This is a genomic window from Streptomyces sp. NPDC001717 (assembly GCF_042892775.1).
Classification (GTDB): domain Bacteria; phylum Actinomycetota; class Actinomycetes; order Streptomycetales; family Streptomycetaceae; genus Streptomyces.
In genome coordinates, this window is sequence record NZ_JBIAUK010000010.1 from 12,930 (window position 1) to 34,080 (window position 21,151).

Sequence of the window (21,151 nt, forward strand, 5' to 3'; positions counted from 1 at the left end):
ACGCTCGAAAGGCGCACTCGTGTCCATCGGCAACTCCAACTCCCCCGAAGACAAGCGGCCTTCGACCGACGACCGGTCCGAGGACCGCATCGTCGAACGCACCGTCGAAGGACCGTCCATCGGGACGGCCCTCAAGAAGGCCCGGATCGCCGCCGGGCTGACAGTCGACGAGGTCAGTTCCACCACCCGCGTGCGCATCCCGATCGTGCACGCGATCGAAGAGGACGACTTCACGCGGTGCGGCGGCGACGTCTACGCCCGCGGTCACATCCGTACGCTCGCCCGCGCCGTACACCTCGATCCGGCACCCCTGGTCGAGGCCTACGACGCGGCCCACGGCGGCCGGCCGGCACCCACCCCCGCCGCGCCGATGTTCGAAGCCGAGCGGATCCGCCCCGAGCGGCAGCGGCCCAACTGGACCGCCGCCATGGTCGCCGCCATCGTCGCCGTGATCGGCTTCGTGGGCTTCACCGCCTTCAGCGGTGGCGACGAGAAGGACAAGCGGCCCGTGGCGGAAGGTTCCGCCTCGCCGAAGCCCGCACCCAAGCAGAGCGGCGGAAAGCCCGCCGCGCAGCCCCAGCAGACCCCCCAGGCCCCGCAGGCGCCCAAGCCGGAGCCTTCGGACAGCGCCATCGCCGCGGCACCGAAGGACCTCGTCACGGTCGTCCTGACGGCCGAGACGGGGGAGAGCTGGATCTCCGCGAAGGACCACAGCGGCCGTCTGCTCTTTGACGGCACCCTCGCGCGGGGCGAGTCGAAGACCTTCACGGACAAGGAGTCCGTCGACCTCGTGCTCGGCGACGCCGGGGCCGTGAAGCTGTTCGTGAACGGCAAGGAGATCAAGGACGACTTCCAGCCGGGGCAGGTGGAACGTCTCACATACACCAAGCAGGACCCGCTCCAGAACCAGCCCCAGGCGGGCTGAGCCCGGTCCGCCCTAGGGCGGAATGCTTTGATCCGGATCCCCGGGGTGCCCTTCCGCACCCCGGGGATCTTGATGTAAGGGGACTTGGGGCCGGGGCCGGCGTCGGGACGAAGTAGTCTTGAGTCCATGCCCGAACGCCGTACCGTCGCCCTTGTCACTCTTGGCTGCGCCCGTAACGAGGTGGACTCGGAGGAGCTCGCAGGCCGCTTGGCGGCGGATGGCTGGGAGCTCGTCGAGGACGCCGCCGATGCGGACGTAGCCGTCGTCAACACCTGCGGCTTCGTCGAAGCCGCCAAGAAGGACTCCGTAGACGCCCTCCTGGAAGCCAACGATCTCAAGGATCACGGCAAGACCCAGGCCGTCGTCGCCGTCGGCTGTATGGCCGAGCGCTACGGCAAGGAACTCGCCGAAGCGCTCCCCGAGGCCGACGGAGTCCTCGGTTTCGACGACTACGCCGACATCTCCAACCGCCTCCAGACCATCCTCAGCGGTGGCAGCGTCGAGGCCCACACCCCGCGTGACCGGCGCAAGCTGCTGCCGATCAGCCCGGCCGAGCGCCAGGACACCGCCGTGGCCCTGCCCGGCCACGCCCAGGAGCCCGCGGCCGCCCCCTCGGACCTCCCCGAGGGCCTCGCGCCCGCCTCCGGGCCGCGCGCGCCGCTGCGCCGCCGCCTCGACAAGAGCCCCGTGGCCTCGGTCAAGCTGGCCTCCGGCTGCGACCGGCGCTGCTCCTTCTGCGCCATCCCGTCCTTCCGCGGCTCGTTCATCTCCCGCCGCCCCAGCGACGTGCTGGGCGAGACGCGCTGGCTCGCCGAGCAGGGCGTCAAGGAGATCATGCTGGTCTCCGAGAACAACACCTCGTACGGCAAGGACCTCGGCGACATCCGCCTGCTGGAGACCCTGCTGCCCGAGCTGGCCGCCGTGGACGGCATCGAGCGCGTCCGCGTCAGCTACCTCCAGCCCGCCGAGATGCGCCCGGGCCTGATCGACGTACTGACCTCGACCCCCAAGGTCGTGCCGTACTTCGACCTGTCCTTCCAGCACTCCGCCCCCGACGTGCTGCGCGCCATGCGCCGCTTCGGTGACACCGACCGCTTCCTTGAGCTGCTGGACACCATCCGCTCCAAGGCCCCGCTGGCCGGCGTGCGGTCCAACTTCATCGTCGGCTTCCCCGGAGAGACGGAAGGCGACTTCGCCGAGCTGGAGCGCTTCCTCACCCACGCCCGCCTCGACGCCATCGGCGTCTTCGGCTACTCGGACGAGGACGGCACCGAGGCCGTCGGCTACGAGAACAAGCTGGACGAGGACACGATCGCCGAGCGTCTCGCGCACATGCAGCGCCTCGCCGAGGAGCTCACCTCGCAGCGCGCGGAGGAGCGGATCGGGGAGACCCTGGAGGTGCTCGTCGAGTCCGTCGAGCCCGTCGGCGGCGACGACGAGGACGAGGTCGGCGCCTACGGACGTGCCGCGCACCAGGCGCCCGAGACCGACGGCCAGGTGGTCTTCACGGACAGCACGGGTCTGGTCCCGGGGCGCATCGTCACCGCGAAGGTGGTCGGCACCCTGGGTGTGGACCTCGTGGCCGAGCCGCTGGGCCTGGAACTCGAGGAGGCGGCCGGATGACCGGAGTCCCGGCATCTGCGGCGGGCGGGACCGGCCGCCGGCCCGCGCCCGGCGCGAAGCTGGGGGCCGCGGCCGTCAATCAGGCCAGCCTGTGGAACATCGCCAACATCCTGACGATGGTCCGGCTCGTCCTCGTGCCGGGATTCGTGCTCCTGCTGCTCGCCGACGGGGGCTACGACCCCGTCTGGCGGGCGTGGGCGTGGGCGGCGTTCGCCGTCGCCATGATCACGGACATCTTCGACGGGCACCTGGCCCGGACGTACAACCTGGTCACGGACTTCGGCAAGATCGCCGACCCGATCGCCGACAAGGCGATCATGGGGTCCGCGCTGGTCTGCCTGTCCTGGCTGGGAGACCTGCCGTGGTGGGTGACCGGGGTGATCCTGGGCCGGGAGCTCGGGATCACGCTGATGCGCTTCTGGGTGATCCGCTACGGAGTGATTCCGGCCAGCCGGGGCGGCAAGATGAAGACCCTCGCCCAGGGCACGGCCGTGGGCATGTACGTGCTCGCGCTGACCGGGGCGCTGGCGACGATGCGTTTCTGGGTGATGGCGCTCGCCGTGGTGCTGACCGTCCTCACCGGTTTGGACTACATCCGGCAGGCGGTCGTACTGCGCCGCAAGGGTCTCGCGGCGGAGCGGGCCGCGGCGTGACAGGGGTGGCGGGGGAGAGCGCCGGGAATTCCGCGGGGGCGGGATCCGGCGCGAGTGCCGTCGCGGTGGCGACGGAGGTGTTGCGACTGCTCGCGGAGAGTGACCAGACCCTCGCCGTGGCGGAGTCCCTGACCGGCGGCATGGTGGCCGCCGAGCTCACGGCCGTCCCCGGGGCCTCCCGGTCCTTCCGCGGATCGGTCACGGCGTACGCGACGGAGCTCAAGCACCGCGTCCTGGGAGTGGACGCGGGGCTGCTTGCGGCCGAAGGCGCGGTGAACGCGCAGGTCGCGGAGGAGATGGCGGCCGGAGTGCGGCGGGTGCTCGACGCTTCGTGGGGGATCGCGACCACCGGAGTGGCCGGTCCCGACCCGCAGGACGGCCAGCCGGTGGGCACCGTCTTCGTCGCCGTGGACGGTCCGGCGGGCAGGAAATCGGCTCGGCTGAGGTTGAACGGCTCCCGTGCGGAAATCCGTAGGGAGAGTGCACGCACAGTGCTCGAACTTCTCTCAAGCCAACTCCGTGAGAATGCGCGGAGGCAGGATACGGAACAGAACGGGGGGATTTGATGTTTGCAGCCCTGAGTGAACACGACATCGCTCCCCGCACGGCCGCGGCGCGAGGCGGTACGGTGGGGCGTGAAGGATGCGGCTACACGGTCAGAGGAGGGAGCCACCGATGATTCTGCTCCGTCGCCTGCTGGGTGACGTGCTGCGTCGGCAGCGCCAGCGCCAGGGCCGTACTCTGCGCGAAGTCTCCTCGTCGGCCCGAGTTTCGCTCGGCTATCTCTCCGAGGTGGAGCGGGGGCAGAAGGAGGCATCCTCCGAGCTGCTCTCCGCGATCTGCGACGCGTTGGACGTACGGATGTCCGAGCTGATGCGCGAAGTCAGCGATGAACTGTCGCTGGCCGAGCTGGCACAGTCGGCCGCGGCAAGCGAACCGGTGAGTGTGCCGGTACGCCCGATGCTCAATTCGGTCTCCATGACTTCGGTCACGGGTCCCGAGCGGGTGACCATCAAGGCGCCTGCGGAAGCGGTGAATGTCGTAGCCGCGTGAGCGAGCACGTCGGTTCGTGAGTGTGGCCGGAGCCCCGGTCGGTGCGTGGAGCACCGGCCGGGGCTCCCGGCCGTTCTGGGTGCGGGCTGGCGGGGGGTGCGGGAGGATGGGGCCGTCCGGGTCCCGGCCCCCTGGGAGGCAGCCGTGCGGCGGTTACCGCGACTGCCTGTGGCGTTGGCCCTCACGGTGGGCCTGCTGTGGTGGTGGGCCGTACTGAGGCTGGTCCTCGCGCCGGCTCAGGCCGGGCCCGTCGAGGGTGCGGTGGCCGTGGGCGGGTGGGGGCTGGGGCTGCTGCCGGTGCACTGTGTGCCGCGCCCGGTGAGGAAGGCCCGGCGGGGGGCGTCCGGCGCTGCGGAGGAAGCCGCTACCAGGGCATCGACACTCCACCGTTCGGGCGAAGGATCTGTCCCGTCATGAAGGACGAGGCGTCCGACGCCAGGTAGAGCACGGCCTGGGCGATGTCCTCCGGCTCGCCGACCCGGCGCAGCGGGGACATGCGGACCATCATCGCCTCGGTCTGTTCCTGCGCCTCGGGGCTGTGCCGGTCGGTCATGGGGGTGCGGATCCAGCCGGGCGCGACCGCGTTGACCCGGATCCCGTGCGGGCCGGCCTCGGTGGCGAGGGTCTTCGTCAGCTGGACCACCGCGGCCTTGGCCGCGCTGTAGCAGAGCAGACCGGGCTGGGCGGCGTCCACGGCGCCGGAGGCCATGGTGACGATGGAACCGGGCCGGCCCGCCGCGATCATGGCGCGGGCGGCCTCCTGGCAGGTGCGCAGGACCCCCTTGAAGTTGATGTCGAGAACCCGGTCGAGGTCCTCGTCGGCCGTCTCCAGGACGCTGCTGCTGTGCATGATCCCGGCGATCGCGGCGGCGATGTCGAGCGGCCCGGCCGCGGCGACGGCCGCGCGCAGCGCCGCCCGGTCGGTGACGTCGAGGGGGTGGACGGTGGCGGCGCCGCCGGCCTTGGAGACGAGTGCGGCCGTTTCGGCGAGGCCGGCTTCGTCGCGGTCCGCGCAGTGCACGTGGGCGCCCGCGGCGGCGAGGAGGACGGCGGTGGCACGGCCTATGCCGCCGGCGGCTCCGGTGACCAGGGCGGTGCGGCCGGTGAGGTCGTACGAGGCTGTGGGTGTGGGCATGCCGGGACCGTACGAGCGGATCTGACGGTGCGTCAACTAGGCGGTGGGGCCGGATTGGCAGTGCGGGCACCAGTACGTGGGCCGATCGTCCTGCGGGGCCTCGCGGACGGGCGTGCCGCAGCGCAGGCAGGGGGCGTGCGCGCGTCCGTACACGAACAGCTCCTGGCCGGGGCGGCGGCTGCCGGTGGTGTTGCGGCGGCGGTGGGTGTCGCCGATGTTGGCGGCGAGCAGACGGTGGGCGGCGGCGGCCAGCCGGGGGAGCGTGGTTTCGGGGTCGGGGAGGGCGGAGACCGGGGTCCAGGGCGTGACCTGGGCGAGGAAGCAGAGCTCGGCCTTGTAGATGTTGCCGATCCCCGCGAGGTTGCGCTGGTCCAGGAGGGCCTCGCCGAGGGGGCGCGCGGGGTCCGAGAGCAGGTTGGCGGCCGCGAGGGCGGGATCCCAGTCCGGGCCGAGCAGATCGGGCCCCAGGTGGCCCACGGCGCGGTCCTCCTCGGCGGTCCGGATCAGTTCCAGCACGGGCAGGCGGTAGCCGACGGCGGTGTGCTCGGCGGTGCCCAGGACCGCCCGGATCTCGTGGGCGGGGCCGCCGCGCCAGCGCTCGTCGACGGGGAACACGTACCAGGCGCCGTCCATCCGCAGGTGGCTGTGCAGGGTGAGGCCGCCCTCGAAGCGGGCGAGGAGGTGTTTGCCGCGGGGCGTGACGTCGAGGGTGACGCGGCCCGTGAGGTCGGCGGTGGCGAAGCGGGGGACGCGCAGGTCGCTGCGGACGAGGGGCTTTCCGGCGAGGGCCGCGTGCAGCCGGTCCGCGACGCGGCGGATGCTGTCTCCTTCGGGCATGCCCCCATTGTCCGCCCCGGAGCGGGGCGGTGGACTCGGCCGGCCGGGGGACGCGCCGGGGTGGGCCCGCGCGTCCGCTGCCGGGCGGGGCGGAATCCTCGCGAGGCTCTGCGTACGGGGAGCCGCCCGCGCAGAACGGAGCATCCGCATGAAGGTCGCAGTTCTCGGCACCGGCGGTGGAGGTCGCGCGCACGCGGCCCGGCTGCTGGAGCTCGGACACCGGGTGTTCGTCGGCACCCGGGACGCGCAGGTGACCCTGGGCCGCTCCGAACCCGATTTCATGGGCATCGATCCCTTCGGGCAGTGGGCCGCCGCATACCCGGACATCGAGCTCGTGGACTTCGCCGCGGCCGCGGCCGCCGCCGACTTCGTCATCAACGGGATCGACGGCGCCAACGCGGTGCACGTGCTCACCGGGATCGGCCGGCACCTGGCCGGCAAGACCCTGATGGACTACGCCGTGCCGTTCGTCTACAACCCCGAGCAGGCCCACCCGTGGCCCACCCCGTGGGGGGTGATGCCCGCCCTGGACCCGGTGGACCACGACAGCCTGGGGGAGCGGATCCAGCGCGCCGTCCCCGCGGCCAAGGTGGTCAAGGCCTGCGTCACCCAGGAGCAGACGACCGCCGTCGACCCGCGCTCCGTGGCGGGCGGCGACCACACGATGTTCGTCGCGGGCGACCACGACGACGCCAAGGCGGAGGTCACCGCCCTGCTGCGGGCCTACGGCTGGCAGGACGTGCTCGACCTCGGCCCGCTCGTCTGCTCGCGCGGCATGGAGATGTACTCGCACATGCACAGCGCGATCCAGTTCGCGCTCGGCGGCGCCCGGTTCGGCATCAAGGTGATGCGCTGACGGGGTAGCCCGTGGGCAAAGGGGCGAGCCCCCGCGACGGGGTGCCGTCGCGGGGGCTCGCGGTGGGAGGACGGAAGGCCTGTCGGCCGCCCCGTCACTTCCAGGTGAGCTCCTTGCCCTTGCTCATGTACGGGTTGTTCCAGTACTGGGCACCGGAGACCTTCGTCTGCGAGGAGGGGGCCAGCGCGATGGCGCACTCCTGCTGCGTCTGGCCGTTGGTGAAGCCCTTCGGCAGCGAGTCCTCCTTGCACTTCTCGAACTTGCCGATGACCGAGACGCCCTGCGCCTCGCTTCCGTCCGCGAGCAGGCCCTTGATGTGGCTCACCGAGGTGAACGACAGGTCCACGGTGCCGACGTTCTTGACCGTGTAGCGCACGTAGTAGGGGATCATCCCCTTGACCTTGTCGCCGAGGTTGAGCGGCGCCAGGTCGGCGGGGTTGCCCTGCTCGACGGCGGTGACCGTCAGGGCGATGGTGCCGCCCTTGGTGTTGCCGGAGTCGAACGGCACCGTGGCGGTCTCGCCGATCTTGAAGGCCTGGCCGGGCTTCGCCGCGGCACCCGCCGCACCGCCCGCGCCACCCGTGCCACCCGTGCCCTCGTTGTAGCCGGCGGAGGGGCTGGCCGCGCCGCCCGGGGCCTCGCTGTAGCCGCCGGCCGAGGGACTGGCCGGGGCGCCCGCCGGGGCGGACGAACTCGGCGCGGCCGCGTCCTCGTTGCCGTTCTTGCAGCCCGTCAGGGCCATGGTGCCGGCGACCGCGAGACCGACGGCGACCAGGGTGGACTTGCGCATGCTGATGCTGCTCACTTTTCTTCTCCCCCATGACTGTGCATCGTCAACGTGATGCCTGTGATCATCTTTGTAGGGGATGAATAAGTGCCTAGGCCAGTCCGGGAGTCGGTCGGCGACGGTCCTGTGACATGCCCAAGACATTCGAAGCCCTCCCGATACCCGACGGTCGAGGTCGGACGCCTTCAAGGGCGCATGCGCAGCCCTCTGGGGGTGGCGTGGAAACCGGCCGACTCCAGGGCGGCCCCCAGGGGCGACGTCAGCGAGGCCGCGGCGTTGATCCGCTCCACCGTGAGGGCCGGGAGCGTGCCGGCACGGGATCCCGCGGCGAGGGCCGCCAACGCCGCCTCCAGACGGGGGTCGGAGGGCTCCGGCCACGCCAACAGGGTCTTCCCGCCGCGCTCCAGGTACAGCGTCAGCTCACCGTCCACCAGGACCACCAGGGAACCCGCCTTCCGGCCCGGCTTGTGGCTCGCCCCGGCAGGCGGCTCCGGCCAGGGCAGCGCCGCACCGTACGCGTTCGCCGGGTCGGCGGCGGCCAGCACCACCGCGGCCAGCGGGGGCGGCGTGCGCTCGGCCGCACGGAGCCGGTCCACCGCGCCGTCCATCGCGAACTGGGCCGCGCCCAGCCCCTCGACCACGTAACCCCGCCGGGCCTGCCCGCTGTCCTCGAACGCGGACAGCACGCGGTACACCGCGCTGAAGCCCCCTTCCACGCCCTCCGCCGCGACCGCGCCCCGGGTCACCACCCCGTGGCGGTCCAACAGGGTGCGCGCCAGGGCGTGCGCACGGTGCGTCGGGTCGGGGGCCTGGGACGGCAGCAGGGACCAGCGGCCCGAAACCGTGGGCGGGCCCGTACGGGACACCGTCGAGCTCAGCGTGCCGTACCGGCCGCGCGGCACCGTCCGCCGCGCCCGGTGGGCCGTCGAGCCCGCCGTGCGGCCCGAGCCCAGCAGCGAGCGCAGCGGGGCCAGCGTGTCGTTGGTGAGCCGACCCGACCAGGCCAGGTCCCACACGGCCGAGGAGAGGTCCAGGTCCGAGGCCTCGGGATGCCGGTCGCGGACCATCTGGGAGAGTTGGCGGAAGAACAGCCCGTACCCACCGGCCAGGGCGTCCAGCACGGCCTGGTGCAGGGGACCCGGCTCCAGCGGGTGCGGCGGCGGCAGGAGCAGCGGCGCCGCCTCCGACAGGTAGAGGGAGACCCAGCCGTCCTTGCCCGGCAGGGCCCCCGCGCCCGCCCAGACCACCTCGCCGCTGGTCGTCAGCTCGTCCAGCAGGGCCGGGGAGTACCCGGCGACCCGCGACGGGAGGATCAGCCGCTCCAGCGCGGACGCCGGCACCGGGGCGCCCTGCAGCTGCTCGACCGCCCGCGCCAGGCCGTCGATACCGCGCAGGCCACCGCCCAGGTGCTGCCACTGCGGCAGGAACGTGGCCAGCGAGGTCGGCGGAACGGGCTCCACCTCCTGCCGCAGCGCCGCCAGCGAACGCCGCCGGAGCCTGCGCAGCACCGCCGCGTCGCACCACTCCTGCCCGATGCCCGCCGGATGGAACTCGCCCTGGACCACCCGGCCAGCCGCCGCGAGCCGGTTCAGGGCGCCCTCGGTCACCGCCGGACCCAGCCCGAAGCGCGCGGCGACCGCGGCCGTGGTGAACGGCCCGTGCGTGCGCGCGTACCGGGCCAGCAGATCGCCCAACGGATCCTTCACCGGCTCGGTGAAGGCCTCCGGGACGCCCACCGGAAGCGCCGTGCCCAGCGCGTCCCGCAGCCGACCCGCGTCCTCGATCGCCGCCCAGTGGTCCGCGCCGCCGATCCGGACCCGGATCGCGCGCCGGGCCGCCGCCAGGGCCGGGGCCCAGCCAGGATCCGCGCCGCGCTCCGCCAGCCCGTCGTCGGTGAGGGGACCCAGCAGCCGCAGCAGGTCGGCCACCGACTCGGCGTCCTTGGCCCGCCGGTCCTCGGTGAGCCACTGCAACTCCCGCTCCAGCTCCTCCAGCACCTGGGCGTCGAGGAGCTCGCGCAGCTCGGCCTGCCCCAGCAGCTCGGCCAGCAGCCGGGAGTCCAACGACAGCGCCGCCGCCCTGCGCTCGGCGAGCGGCGAGTCACCCTCGTACAGGAACTGGGCGACGTACCCGAAGAGCAGGGAACGCGCGAAGGGCGACGGCTCCGGAGTGGTGACCTCCACCAACCGGACCCGCCGCGCCTCGATGTCACCCATCAACTCGGTCAGCCCCGGCACGTCGAAGACGTCCTGGAGGCATTCCCGTACGGCCTCCAGCACGATCGGGAACGAACCGAACTCCGAAGCCACCTGGAGCAGCTGCGACGCGCGCTGCCGCTGCTGCCACAGCGGGGTCCGCTTGCCGGGACTGCGGCGCGGCAGCAGCAGGGCGCGCGCCGCGCACTCGCGGAACCGAGAGGCGAACAGGGCGGAGCCGCCCACCTGGTCGGTCACGATCCCGTTGACGTCCCCGTGGTCGAAGACCACGTCGGCGGCGCCCAGCGGCGCCTGCTCGTCGTCGAACTCGAACGAGGCGGAAGCGGAAGGATCGTGGTCCAGGAGGTCCATCGACAGCAGGTCCGCATCCGGCAGGCGCAGCACGATCCCGTCGTCCGCGTGCATCACCTGCGCGTCCATGCCGTACTTCTCGGCGAGCCGGGCGCCCAGCGCCAACGCCCAGGGGGCGTGCACCTGCGCGCCGAACGGGGAGTGGACGACGACCCGCCAGTCGCCGAGCTCGTCGCGGAAGCGCTCCACCACGATCGTCCGGTCGTCCGGCACGTGCCCGCACGCCTCGCGCTGCTCGGTCAGGTACGCCAGCACGTTCTCCGCGGCCCAGGCGTCCAGGCCGGCCGCCAGCAGCCGCAGCCGCGCGTCCTCCTCCGACAGGCCGCCCAGCTCGCGCAGGAACGCACCGACCGCGCGGCCCAGTTCGAGCGGGCGACCCAGCTGGTCGCCCTTCCAGAACGGCAACCGGCCCGGCACCCCGGGGGCGGGCGTCACCAGCACCCGGTCACGGGTGATGTCCTCGATCCGCCAGGAAGTGGTCCCCAGCGTGAAGACGTCCCCGACACGGGACTCGTAGACCATCTCCTCGTCGAGCTCGCCGACCCGGCCGCCGCCCTTCTTCGGATCGGAGCCCGCCAGGAACACCCCGAACAGGCCGCGGTCCGGGATGGTGCCGCCGGAGGTGACCGCGAGGCGCTGGGCCCCCGGCCGGCCCGTGACCGTCCCCGCGACGCGGTCCCACACCACCCGCGGTCGCAGCTCGGCGAACGCGTCCGACGGATAGCGGCCCGCCAGCATGTCCAGCACCGCCGTGAACGCCGACTCCGGCAGAGCCGCGAACGGGGCCGCCCGCCGCACCAGGGCGAGCAGGTCGTCCAACTGCCAGGTGTCCATCGCGGTCATCGCGACCATCTGCTGAGCGAGGACGTCGAGCGGGTTGGACGGGATGCGCAGGGACTCGATCGAACCGGTGCGCATCCGCTCGGTGACCACCGCCGCCTGCACCAGGTCGCCCCGGTACTTGGGGAACACCACCCCGGTGGAGACCGCGCCGACCTGGTGCCCGGCCCGGCCCACCCGCTGGAGCCCGGAAGCCACCGACGGCGGGGACTCCACCTGCACCACCAGGTCCACCGCGCCCATGTCGATGCCCAGTTCCAGACTGGAGGTGGCGACCACGGCGGGCAGCCGGCCCGCCTTCAGGTCCTCCTCCACCAGGGCCCGCTGCTCCTTGGAGACCGAACCGTGGTGCGCACGGGCCAGCAGCGGCGGCGCGCCGAGCGCGGCACCCGACTGCGCCATGACCTCGGCCGGAGGCGCCCCCTCCGGCAGGCGCTCGCCCATCGCCCGCTCGTACCCGATCTCGTTCAGCCGGTTGCACAGCCGCTCCGCGAGACGACGGGAGTTCGCGAACACGATCGTCGAACGGTGCGACTGCACCAGATCCGCGATGCGCTCCTCCACATGCGGCCAGATCGACGGCTTGTCCCCGCCCTCCTTGCCCTCGCTCGCCGGGGAGCCGCCCAACTCGCCCATGTCCTGCACCGGGACGACCACCGACAGGTCGAACTCCTTCGCGGACGGCGGCTGGACGATCTCCACCCTGCCGCGCGGCGCCAGGTACCGGGCCACCTCGTCCACCGGACGGACCGTCGCCGACAGCCCGATCCGGCGGGCCGGACGCGGCAGCAGCTCGTCCAGACGCTCCAACGACAACGCCAGGTGCGCCCCGCGCTTCGTCCCCGCGACGGCGTGGACCTCGTCCAGGATCACCGTCTCGATGCCGGCGAGCGCCTCGCGCGCCGACGACGTCAGCATCAGGAACAGCGACTCGGGCGTCGTGATCAGGATGTCCGGCGGCCGTGTGGCCAGCGCCCGCCGCTCCGCCGGCGGCGTGTCGCCCGAACGGATCCCGACCCGGATCTCCGGCTCGGGAAGCCCCAGCCGCACCGACTCCTGCAGGATCCCCGTCAGCGGACTGCGCAGGTTGCGCTCCACGTCCACGGCCAGCGCCTTCAGCGGCGACACGTACAGCACGCGGCAGCGCTTTCGCTGCTCGGCCGGCGGCGGGGCCGAGGCCAGCCGGTCGAGCGCGGCGAGGAACGCGGCCAGCGTCTTGCCGGAGCCGGTGGGCGCCACGACGAGCACGTCCGACCCCTCCGAGATGGCCCGCCAGGCGCCCTCCTGCGCGGAGGTCGGCCTGACGAAGGCCCCCGTGAACCAGGAGCGGGTCGCGGGGGAGAACGAATCGAGCGCGGAGCCGGACATGCCCCCATCGTGCACCCCGCCACTGACAACGGCCCGGACCTGGGGAAACAGCCCTGCCGGGCGAGGCCCAGAATGGGGGGATGGGGACGGACGCGGACGAGGGCCGCCGGGAGTGGGCCAGGCACTGGCAGTACCCGGAGCTGCCCGGACTGGACCTGCTGCGCGCCCACTACGTACGCCACACCTTCCCGCGCCACGCGCACGACGGGTACGTCATCGCGGCGGTCACCGGCGGCATCGAGGAGATAGGCCTCCCCGGCCACGTACTGCGCGCCGGACCGGGCAGCGTGGTCCTGATCAACCCCGAGGTGGCGCACACCGCGCGCGCCGGGGTGCCCGAGGGCTGGGCGTACGCCACCCTCTACCCCTCCCGCGAACTGATCGCCGAGGTGGCCGCCGAGATCGGCACCCTGCGCGGCACGCCCGGCTTCACCGCCGACATGGTCACCGACCCGCAGGCCTCGCGGACGATCACCGAGTTGCACCGGGCCGCCGAGTCCGGCAACGCGCTGGCCGCCGACACGATGCTGCGGGGCGTGGTCGCGCGGATGCTGACCCGGCACGCGGGACCGCTGCCGGCCCGCACGGCCCGCGGTACGGGCGGCACCGACGCGGAGGCCGCCCGGGCCGTCCTGGAGGACCGCATGGCCGACCCGCCCTCCCTGGAGCAGCTGGCGGCCGAACTGGGCACCAGCCCCTTCGCCCTGCTGCGGGCCTTCCGGGACCGCTACGGAATGCCGCCGCACACCTGGCTCACCGACGCCCGCGTTCGCCGGGCCCGCCGGCTCCTGGACGCGGGCACCCCGCCCGCGGAGGCGGCCGTGACCGTCGGCTTCACCGACCAGCCGCACCTGAACCGCCACTTCACCCGCATCGTGGGCGTCCCCCCGGGCGCCTACCGGCGGGAGCGCGCCGGTCGGACTCCGCCCGACGACAGCGGGGCCTGGGCCCCGCGCGCAAGAACGTACAAGACGGCCCGGCCCGCCCCCGCCTAGTTTCGGGGCGTGGGAGACCAGACGATGATCGAAGAGCAGGACACACGACGGCCGGCACCGCCCGTCGCCCGGCCGCGGGCGGCCGTGATCAGGGACGCGCTCGGGGTCGGAGTGGCCGTCGGGCTGTCCGGGTTCGCCTTCGGCGTGACCGCCGCCGGGGCCGGCATCAGCACCCTCCAGGCCTGCGCGCTCAGCCTGCTCGTCTTCACCGGCGCCTCCCAGTTCGCGCTGGTCGGAGCGCTGGCCGCGGGCGGGAACCCCTTCACCGCCGCCGCCGGGGCCTTCTTCCTCGGCACCCGGAACGCCTTCTACGGCCTGAGGCTGTCGCAGCTGCTCGCGCTGCCCCGCGCGGCACGGCCCTTCGCCGCGCACTGGGTGATCGACGAGACCACCGCCGTGGCACTCGCGCAGCCGGACCGCAGGTCGGCCCGGCTCGGCTTCGGCGTCACGGGGCTCGCCCTCTACGTGCTGTGGAACCTCACCACCCTGCTCGGCGCCCTCGGTGCCGAGGCCATCGGCGACACCGACGCGTGGGGACTGGACGCCGCCGGGCCCGCCGTGTTCCTCGCCCTCCTCGCACCGATGCTGAAGACCACCACCGAGCGGGCCGTCGCCGCCCTCGCACTGGTCCTCGGACTCGGATTCCTGCCGGTGCTCCCCGCCGGGGTGCCCGTACTGATCGCGGCCCTCGCCGCCCCCGTCGTGCTCTGGATGAAGGGACGCCGCCCGTGAACGGCATGAACGTGTGGATCGCCATCGGGATCACCGTCCTCGGCTGCTACGCCGTCAAGCTCGCCGGACTCCTCGTCCCCGCCGGTGCCCTCGAACGGCCGCTGGTGCGCAAGCTCTCCGCGCTGCTGCCGGTCGCGCTGCTCGCCGCCCTCACCGCCCAGCAGACCTTCGCCACCGGGCACGAACTCGTCCTCGACGCACGGGCCGCGGGACTCGCCGCCGCCGGACTCGCACTGCTGCTCAGGGCCCCGTTCCTGGTCGTGGTCGCGGCCGCCGTCGTCGTCACCGCGGGCGTCCGGGCGCTGGGCGGCTGACCGGCGCCGGCAGGCGCCCGTACGCCCGCAGCGTCAGCAGGGCCTCCAGCGTGGCGATCGGCCGCCGCTCCAGCGAGCTGCCCGGCGCCCAGGCCCTGCGGCGCACCGGCCAGCCCCCGTCCGGCTGCTGCTCGGCCGCCAGGAAGTCCAGCGAGCGCCGCACCTCCTCGTCGGTGAACCAGCCCCGCGCCAGGGACTCGGGCCGCCGCGCGTAGTCGTACGGGAAAAGCCGCTCGCCCGGCGCGTAGCCGGGGGCGAGCGGATAGTCCTCGCACCGCCCCGGATCCAGCACGGCCAGCCCCCGCTCGCGCACCAGCCTCCCGAGCCGGTCCGCGGCCGCCGCCGCGCGGGCCCGGTCGGGCGCCCCGTCCAGGAAGGCCACCGCGCCCTGGAGCTCGTACGGATGCGTGTGGCGCAGGCTCTCGACCCGGTCCCAGCAGAAGTCCGTGGCCCGGAAGAGCCACGCGTGCCAGACCCGGTTGCGGTGCAGCACCCCGACCACCGGGCCCGTGGTCAGCAGCTCGCCCGGCGGATCGTCGTGCACCGGGTGGTACGGCGCCGCCGGGTAGCAGCGCGGGGCCGGGAACGTCACCGGAAGCGCACCCTCCGGGGTGGACACCCGGGTCAGGTGGCGGCAGAGCCGCTCGATGCGCTGCCCGCCGCACCGACCCAGGCCGTCCAGCACCCGCAGCGCGTGCGCGGTGTGCAGGGGCTGGCTCAGCGGGCCGCGCAGATCCGGATCGAGCGCGTGGCCGTAGCCGCCGTCGCCGTTCAGGTACGAGCCGAGGGCGGTGTCGACCGCGTCGGCGTCCCCTCCGAGGAAGTGGAACGCGAACCGCCGCTGCTCCAGGACCCGGGCCGTGAGCCAGATGAACTGCTCGGCACGGGCCAGTGGGGTCGCCGAGGTCGGTGAGGTCGGTGAGGTCGGTGAAGGACCTTCGTCTCCGGGCATGCGTGCAAGGTAGGACGCCGTGACGCACGGCGGAGGGGCGAACGCGGCCGGTGCACTCTCCCGGGGCGGGATACTGGGGGCATGCGGTTGACGATTTTCTGGGAGCGGATGGCGGAGCACTTCGGCGAGGGCTACGCCGATTCCTTCGCGCGGGACCACGTCATGACGGAGCTCGGCGGGCGGACCGTCCACCAGGCGCTGGACGCGGGCTGGGAGACCAAGGACGTGTGGCGCGCCGTGTGCTCGGCCATGGACGTACCGGCCTCCCTGCGCTGACGCCCCGGGGCTCCGCCGGGTACGCCCGGGGCGCCGGCCGGGGCCCGAAGGACACCGTTTCGTGGTCAGTGCCTCGCGTGGGCCAGACTTGGCCGGGTGGCAGCCACCGAAGACACGACCGATCAGCCCCCGGGCGCCGAGGGCGCGCCCTCGCCCGGGCGGGCGGAGCCGACAGCACCGGCCGCCGTCCCGGAGGGCGCCGACGGCCCCGCCGACGCGCACGCGGAGCACCCCCGCATGCCCGGCCCGCGGGGCAGCGCCCCCGGGGACGGGAGCCGGGTCCCACCCACCACTCCCGCCGGAGCCGACGCGCGGATGCCGCGCTGGCTGCCGCGCGCCGTGGTCCTCGTACTGGCACTCGTCGCCTGCTTCCAGCTCGGCAGCTGGGCCTTCCACCAGCTGATCGGGCTGCTCGTCAACATCCTGATCGCGTTCTTCCTCGCGCTCGCGATCGAACCCGCCGTGGCCCGGATGGCGGCCCGCGGCATGCGCCGCGGGCTCGCCACCTTCCTGGTGTTCCTCGGGGTGTTCGTCGCCGCCGTCGGTTTCCTCGCCCTGCTCGGCTCCATGCTCGCCGGGCAGATCGTCGAGATGGTCGAGGGCTTCCCCCGCTACCTCGACTCGGTGATCGACTCGATCAACTCCACCTTCCACACCGAGCTCTCCCGGCTGGAGATCCAGGAGAGCCTGCTGCGCTCCGACTGGCTGCGCAAGTACGTGCAGAACAGCGCGACCGGCGTGCTCGACGTGTCCGCCACCGTGCTCGGCGGACTCTTCAAGCTGCTGACGATCGGGCTCTTCTCCTTCTACTTCGCCGCCGACGGACCGAGGCTGCGGCGCGCGCTGTGCTCCGTACTGCCCCCCGCGAAGCAGTCCGAGGTGCTGCGCGCATGGGAGATCGCCGTCGCCAAGACCGGCGGCTACCTCTACTCGCGCGGGCTGATGGCGCTGATCTCCGGCATCGCCCACTACATCGTGCTGGTGTTCCTCGGGGTGCCGTACGCGCCCGCGCTCGCGGTGTGGGTGGGGCTGGTCTCCCAGTTCATCCCCACCATCGGCACCTACCTGGCGGGCGCGCTGCCGATGCTGATCGCCTTCACCGTCAATCCCTGGTACGCCCTGTACGTCCTCGGATTCGTGGTGGTCTACCAGCAGTTCGAGAACTACGTGCTCCAGCCGAAGCTGACCTCGAGGACCGTCGACATCCACCCGGCCGTGGCCTTCGGATCGGTCATCGCGGGCACCGCCCTGCTGGGCGCGGTCGGGGCGCTCATCGCGATCCCGGCCGTCGCCACGCTGCAGGCCTTCCTCGGGGCGTACGTGAAGCGGTACGAGCTGACGGAGGGCGCGGCCGCGACTACGGACCGTCCGAGCCGCCGAGTACGGATTCCAGGGCTTCGGTGACGGCCGCCTCGGCGGCGTCCTTCTCCACCCCGAGGCCGCTGAGCGGGCCCTCGCCGTTCTCCTGTTCCAGCAGGGCCAGCAGGACGTGCTCGGTGCCGACGTAGGAGTGGCCCAGGCGCAGGGCCTCGCGGAAGGTGAGCTCCAGGGCCTTCTTCGCCGACGCGTCGAAGGGGATGAGGGCGGGAAGGTCCTCCTGGCGCGGGGGCAGTGCGGCCGTCGCGGCGGCGCGCACGTCCTGCTCCGCGACGTCCTGGGCGCGCAGGGCGAGGGCCGCGAGGCCCTCGGGCTCGGCGAGCAGGCCCAGGATCAGGTGCGCCGTGCCGATCTCGGGGCTGCCGGCGGCGCGGGCCTCGTTCTGCGCGGTCACGACGACGTTGCGGGCGCGGGGGGTGAAGCGGCCGAAGCCCGCGTTGGGGTCGAGGCCGGCTTCGCCCTCCTTGTCGGCCTTGGGGACGAAGCGCTTCTGTGCGGCCTGGCGGGTGACGCCCATGCTGCGGCCGATGTCGGTCCAGGAGGCGCCGGAGCGGCGGGCCTGGTCCACGAAGTGGCCGATGAGGTGGTCGGCGACCTCCCCGAGCGCCTCGGCGGCGACGACTGCGTCGCTGAGCTGCTCCAGGGGGTCGGTGTGGACCTTGTTGATGGCCGCGATCAGATCGTCGAGGCGTACCGGATTGGTCATGCGAACGGGTTCCACCGAAGGGTTCGTCATGGATGCAACCCTAGGTTGACAGTCGGTTGACTGTCAACCGTTGGTTGTCACTTCGGGGTCGGTCGGTTGATTGGTAGGCCGCTCGGTCGGTACGCGATCGGGAGCCCGCGGTGCCATGCTGAAGCGGGACACGGAGGTCGGGATGGGGTTCTACGGAGAACGGATCCTGCCGCGGATCATCGACCTCGCCTGCGGGGTCAAGCAGGCGCGGCCGCTGCGGCGCCGGGTCTGCGAAGGCCTGAGCGGCGAGGTCGTCGAGATCGGATTCGGCTCCGGACACAACGTCCCGTTCTATCCGCCGGAGGTGACGGGCGTGGCCGCCGTCGAACCCTCCGACCTCGGGTGGAAGTTGGCCGCCGACCGCGTGGGGGCCTCGCGGATCCCGGTGCGCCGGGCCGGACTCGACGGCCGGTCACTTCCCTTCGGGGACGGCACCTTCGACGCCGCCCTGTCCACCTGGACCCTGTGCACGGTCCCCGATCCCGGAGCGGTCCTGCGGGAGTTGCGGCGCGTACTGAAGCCCGGCGGGACCCTGCACTTCGTCGAGCACGGCCTCGCCCCGGAGGGGGACCCGCGCGTACGCGACTGGCAGCGACGGCTCGAACCGCTCAACAAGCGGCTGCTCGGCGGCTGTCACCTCACCCGGCCGACCGTCGACATGGTGGAGGCGGCGGGGTTCACGATCACGGCGCTCGACGTCTTCTACGAGGAGGGCGCACCGAAACCCATGGGCGCGGCCTCCCTCGGAACCGCGCTCTCCCCCTGACTCGGCGGGCCGCCGCCGCTCCACGGCACCCGGACCTCTGCCTCCGGGAGCTTCGCCCACCCGTGGTGGGGGCGTCGCGCCGTCCGGCCCCCGGAGCTCCTCGACGGCGTCGTCCAGGGCGCGGAGCGCCGCGCGGACGGGCGCCCGCTGCACCGAACTGCGCCACGTCCGCGACGGAGGCGATCCGCACCGGGGTCGCCCTGACCGCCGACCGCCCGGAGGACGCGGCGTCGGGTTCGGCGGGGGTGAAGCCGGCGAGCCTGTTCCGCAGGGCGACGTAGGGCGAGGCGGGATGCCGGACCTGGAGGGCGACCACGCGTCGCAGTCCGTCGGGAACGGTCAGTGGCTGCGTTCCAGCAGCAGCCGGCGGCCGAGGGCGGCCCGGTCGAGTGCGCGCCCGCTGATGATCACGGGCCTGGATTCTGACCCCGCGGCGCCGTCCGCCGGGGCCGGCGTGGCGCGCTTGACAGGGAAATCGAACATCCATTCTGATGGGTTGTCCACAGCCGAACCGGTCGTGGAGGCGCATTGTCAGTGGCAGGCATTAGCGTCAATGGCGTGAAGCGATCGACTCAAGCAAACCGGGTGGAACCCATGGCAGGCACCGACCGCGAGAAGGCTCTCGACGCCGCGCTCGCACAGATTGAACGACAATTCGGCAAGGGTGCGGTCATGCGCCTCGGCGACAAGCCGAACGACCCCATCGAGGTCATCCCCACCGGGTCGACCGCGCTGGACATCGCGCTCGGCGTCGGCGGGCTGCCCCGCGGCCGCGTCATCGAGGTGTACGGCCCGGAGTCCTCCGGTAAGACGACCCTGACCCTGCACGCCGTGGCCAACGCGCAGAAGGCCGGCGGCACCGTCGCCTTCGTGGACGCCGAGCACGCGCTCGACCCCGAGTACGCGAAGGCCCTCGGCGTCGACACCGACAACCTCATCCTGTCGCAGCCGGACACCGGCGAGCAGGCGCTGGAGATCGTGGACATGCTCGTCCGCTCCGGCGCCCTCGACCTGATCGTCATCGACTCCGTGGCGGCCCTCGTGCCGCGCGCCGAGATCGAGGGCGAGATGGGCGACTCGCACGTGGGTCTCCAGGCCCGACTGATGAGCCAGGCGCTCCGGAAGATCACCGGTGCGCTCAACCAGTCCAAGACCACCGCGATCTTCATCAACCAGCTCCGCGAGAAGATCGGTGTGATGTTCGGCTCGCCCGAGACCACGACCGGTGGCCGCGCGCTGAAGTTCTACGCCTCGGTGCGCATCGACATCCGCCGTATCGAGACCCTGAAGGACGGCACGGAAGCGGTCGGCAACCGCACCCGCTGCAAGGTCGTGAAGAACAAGGTCGCGCCGCCCTTCAAGCAGGCCGAGTTCGACATCCTCTACGGCCAGGGCATCAGCCGCGAGGGCGGCCTGATCGACATGGGCGTGGAGCACGGCTTCATCCGCAAGGCCGGCGCCTGGTACACGTACGAGGGCGACCAGCTCGGCCAGGGCAAGGAGAACGCCCGCAACTTCCTCAAGGACAACCCGGATCTCGCCAACGAGATCGAGCGGAAGATCAAGGAGAAGCTGGGCGTCGGCGTGCGCAAGGACGCCGCGGACGGTGCGGGTGACGAGGCGGCCGCGGCGCCGGCCGACGGCTCGGCAGCCGTGCCCGCGCCGGCGACGAAGGCCAAGACGACGGCCAAGGCCGCCGCGTCCAAGAGCTGACCCGTGCAGGAGCAGGAAAGGGGCGGCGGACGCCGGGGCGGCCGTGAGGGCCGCCAGGAGCTGCCGCCCCAGAGCCCCGAGGAGCAGGCGCGGGCCATCTGCCTGCGTCTGCTCACGGGGAGTGCGCGCACCCGGCGCCAGCTCGCGGACGCCCTGCACAAGCGGGGCATCCCCGAGGAGGTGTCGCAGGAGGTCCTCTCCCGATACGAGGAGGTGGGCCTGATCGACGACGCCGCCTTCGCCGGGGCCTGGGTCGAGTCCCGGCACCGCGGCCGGGGCCTGGCCCGCCGCGCGCTCGCCCAGGAACTCCGGACCAAGGGGGTCCACGCCACCCTCGTCGAGGAGGCCCTGGAACAGCTGGACTCCGATCAGGAGGAGGAGACCGCCCGGGAACTCGTGGAGCGCAAGCTCCGCGCCACCCGGGGCCTGGACCGCGACAAGCGGATCCGGCGCCTCGCCGGGATGCTCGCCCGCAAGGGGTACCCGGAGGGCATGGCCCTGCGGGTGGTCCGCCGCGCCCTGGAGGCGGAAGGCCCGGACCCCGACGACGCCGACGAACTCGGGTACCCGGGGGAGTGAGCCGGTGCGCCCGGGGTGGGGGTAACCCCCGGGTGCGGACGCCGGGGCACGCCAATGTCAAAAGGCG

22 protein-coding genes are annotated in these 21,151 nt (G+C 72.9%); 15 read left to right on the forward strand and 7 right to left on the reverse strand.

Translation table 11 applies throughout. The features are described 5' to 3' along the window. The first annotated feature begins 19 nt into the window (after positions 1-19). From ACFYZL_RS18440 to ACFYZL_RS18465, 6 genes are all read left to right on the forward strand, one after another. Complete coding sequence (locus ACFYZL_RS18440; protein WP_384748439.1) at positions 20-925, forward strand: helix-turn-helix domain-containing protein; 906 nt, start codon at positions 20-22, stop codon at positions 923-925. Positions 926-1,051: 126 nt separating this feature from the next. After that, positions 1,052-2,548, forward strand: coding sequence for a 30S ribosomal protein S12 methylthiotransferase RimO (gene rimO, locus ACFYZL_RS18445; RefSeq protein WP_384748442.1), 1,497 nt, complete (start codon positions 1,052-1,054; stop codon positions 2,546-2,548). Beyond that, positions 2,545-3,201: a CDP-diacylglycerol--glycerol-3-phosphate 3-phosphatidyltransferase gene (pgsA, locus tag ACFYZL_RS18450; protein ID WP_384748445.1), complete on the forward strand. Its 657-nt coding sequence runs from the start codon at positions 2,545-2,547 to the stop codon at positions 3,199-3,201. The genes rimO and pgsA overlap by 4 nt, the downstream gene beginning before the upstream one ends. 65 nt (positions 3,202-3,266) lie before the next feature. Then, positions 3,267-3,767 (forward strand): CinA family protein, encoded by a 501-nt coding sequence (locus ACFYZL_RS18455; protein WP_384748493.1) that lies wholly within the window; start codon positions 3,267-3,269, stop codon positions 3,765-3,767. A 109-nt stretch (positions 3,768-3,876) separates the two neighbouring features. Continuing rightward, the gene (locus ACFYZL_RS18460; protein WP_150259817.1) at positions 3,877-4,254 is read left to right on the forward strand and encodes a helix-turn-helix domain-containing protein; all 378 of its coding nucleotides are present in this window, start codon (positions 3,877-3,879) and stop codon (positions 4,252-4,254) included. Between the two features lie 144 nt (positions 4,255-4,398). After that, a complete protein-coding gene (locus tag ACFYZL_RS18465; protein WP_388680025.1) occupies positions 4,399-4,671 on the forward strand; it encodes a hypothetical protein in 273 nt (90 codons plus the stop codon). Here the strand turns inward: ACFYZL_RS18465 and ACFYZL_RS18470 are convergent. Continuing rightward, the gene (locus ACFYZL_RS18470; RefSeq protein WP_384748451.1) at positions 4,619-5,389 is read right to left on the reverse strand and encodes an SDR family NAD(P)-dependent oxidoreductase; all 771 of its coding nucleotides are present in this window, start codon (positions 5,387-5,389) and stop codon (positions 4,619-4,621) included. The genes ACFYZL_RS18465 and ACFYZL_RS18470 overlap by 53 nt on opposite strands. Before the next feature lie 36 nt (positions 5,390-5,425). Beyond that, entirely contained in the window at positions 5,426-6,226 is an 801-nt protein-coding gene (locus tag ACFYZL_RS18475) for an Fpg/Nei family DNA glycosylase (RefSeq protein ID WP_384748454.1), read from the reverse strand. A 148-nt stretch (positions 6,227-6,374) separates the two neighbouring features. Between ACFYZL_RS18475 and ACFYZL_RS18480 the strand changes: the two genes are divergently transcribed. Further along, positions 6,375-7,082, forward strand: a complete 708-nt coding sequence (locus tag ACFYZL_RS18480) for an NADPH-dependent F420 reductase (RefSeq protein WP_384748457.1) — start codon at positions 6,375-6,377, stop codon at positions 7,080-7,082. Positions 7,083-7,176: 94 nt separating this feature from the next. Here the strand turns inward: ACFYZL_RS18480 and ACFYZL_RS18485 are convergent, their stop codons facing one another. Then, entirely contained in the window at positions 7,177-7,887 is a 711-nt protein-coding gene (locus ACFYZL_RS18485) for a hypothetical protein (RefSeq protein ID WP_384748461.1), read from the reverse strand. A 167-nt stretch (positions 7,888-8,054) separates the two neighbouring features. Further along, positions 8,055-12,644: an ATP-dependent helicase gene (locus tag ACFYZL_RS18490; protein ID WP_384748464.1), complete on the reverse strand. Its 4,590-nt coding sequence runs from the start codon at positions 12,642-12,644 to the stop codon at positions 8,055-8,057. Positions 12,645-12,724: 80 nt separating this feature from the next. On the opposite strand from ACFYZL_RS18490, the gene ACFYZL_RS18495 reads away from it, so the two are divergent. From ACFYZL_RS18495 to ACFYZL_RS18505, 3 genes are read left to right on the forward strand one after another with little or no spacing between them, the layout of a single operon-like run. After that, positions 12,725-13,639 carry a helix-turn-helix domain-containing protein gene (locus tag ACFYZL_RS18495; protein ID WP_384748467.1) on the forward strand — a complete coding sequence of 305 codons (915 nt, stop codon included), beginning with the start codon at positions 12,725-12,727 and terminating at the stop codon, positions 13,637-13,639. A 24-nt stretch (positions 13,640-13,663) separates the two neighbouring features. Beyond that, on the forward strand, positions 13,664-14,371 hold the full coding sequence (locus ACFYZL_RS18500; protein ID WP_384748496.1) for an AzlC family ABC transporter permease: 708 nt from the start codon (positions 13,664-13,666) through the stop codon (positions 14,369-14,371). Between the two features lie 5 nt (positions 14,372-14,376). Beyond that, complete coding sequence (locus ACFYZL_RS18505) at positions 14,377-14,685, forward strand: AzlD domain-containing protein (protein ID WP_384748499.1); 309 nt, start codon at positions 14,377-14,379, stop codon at positions 14,683-14,685. Here the strand turns inward: ACFYZL_RS18505 and ACFYZL_RS18510 are convergent. Continuing rightward, positions 14,654-15,637, reverse strand: coding sequence for a hypothetical protein (locus ACFYZL_RS18510; protein WP_384748470.1), 984 nt, complete (start codon positions 15,635-15,637; stop codon positions 14,654-14,656). The two genes, ACFYZL_RS18505 and ACFYZL_RS18510, sit on opposite strands and share 32 nt — an antisense overlap. A gap of 81 nt (positions 15,638-15,718) precedes the next feature. On the opposite strand from ACFYZL_RS18510, the gene ACFYZL_RS18515 reads away from it, so the two are divergent. Both ACFYZL_RS18515 and ACFYZL_RS18520 read left to right on the forward strand, forming a co-directional pair. Beyond that, the gene (locus ACFYZL_RS18515; protein ID WP_030010745.1) at positions 15,719-15,913 is read left to right on the forward strand and encodes a DUF3046 domain-containing protein; all 195 of its coding nucleotides are present in this window, start codon (positions 15,719-15,721) and stop codon (positions 15,911-15,913) included. Positions 15,914-16,228: 315 nt separating this feature from the next. Then, a complete protein-coding gene (locus ACFYZL_RS18520; protein WP_384593288.1) occupies positions 16,229-17,317 on the forward strand; it encodes an AI-2E family transporter in 1,089 nt (362 codons plus the stop codon). Here ACFYZL_RS18520 and ACFYZL_RS18525 read toward each other — a convergent pair. After that, entirely contained in the window at positions 17,271-18,026 is a 756-nt protein-coding gene (locus ACFYZL_RS18525; RefSeq protein ID WP_384748473.1) for a Clp protease N-terminal domain-containing protein, read from the reverse strand. The two genes, ACFYZL_RS18520 and ACFYZL_RS18525, sit on opposite strands and share 47 nt — an antisense overlap. 115 nt (positions 18,027-18,141) lie before the next feature. Here ACFYZL_RS18525 and ACFYZL_RS18530 point away from each other — a divergent pair, with 115 nt between their 5' ends. Further along, positions 18,142-18,792, forward strand: a complete 651-nt coding sequence (locus ACFYZL_RS18530; protein ID WP_388680032.1) for a class I SAM-dependent methyltransferase — start codon at positions 18,142-18,144, stop codon at positions 18,790-18,792. A gap of 339 nt (positions 18,793-19,131) precedes the next feature. Here ACFYZL_RS18530 and ACFYZL_RS18535 read toward each other — a convergent pair whose 3' ends face one another. Next, positions 19,132-19,275 (reverse strand): hypothetical protein, encoded by a 144-nt coding sequence (locus tag ACFYZL_RS18535; RefSeq protein ID WP_388680035.1) that lies wholly within the window; start codon positions 19,273-19,275, stop codon positions 19,132-19,134. A gap of 111 nt (positions 19,276-19,386) precedes the next feature. Here ACFYZL_RS18535 and recA point away from each other — a divergent pair, with 111 nt between their 5' ends. Continuing rightward, the gene (recA, locus tag ACFYZL_RS18540; RefSeq protein ID WP_384748482.1) at positions 19,387-20,505 is read left to right on the forward strand and encodes a recombinase RecA; all 1,119 of its coding nucleotides are present in this window, start codon (positions 19,387-19,389) and stop codon (positions 20,503-20,505) included. A 3-nt stretch (positions 20,506-20,508) separates the two neighbouring features. Continuing rightward, on the forward strand, positions 20,509-21,084 hold the full coding sequence (gene recX / locus ACFYZL_RS18545) for a recombination regulator RecX (protein ID WP_384748485.1): 576 nt from the start codon (positions 20,509-20,511) through the stop codon (positions 21,082-21,084). Positions 21,085-21,151: the final 67 nt, after the last annotated feature.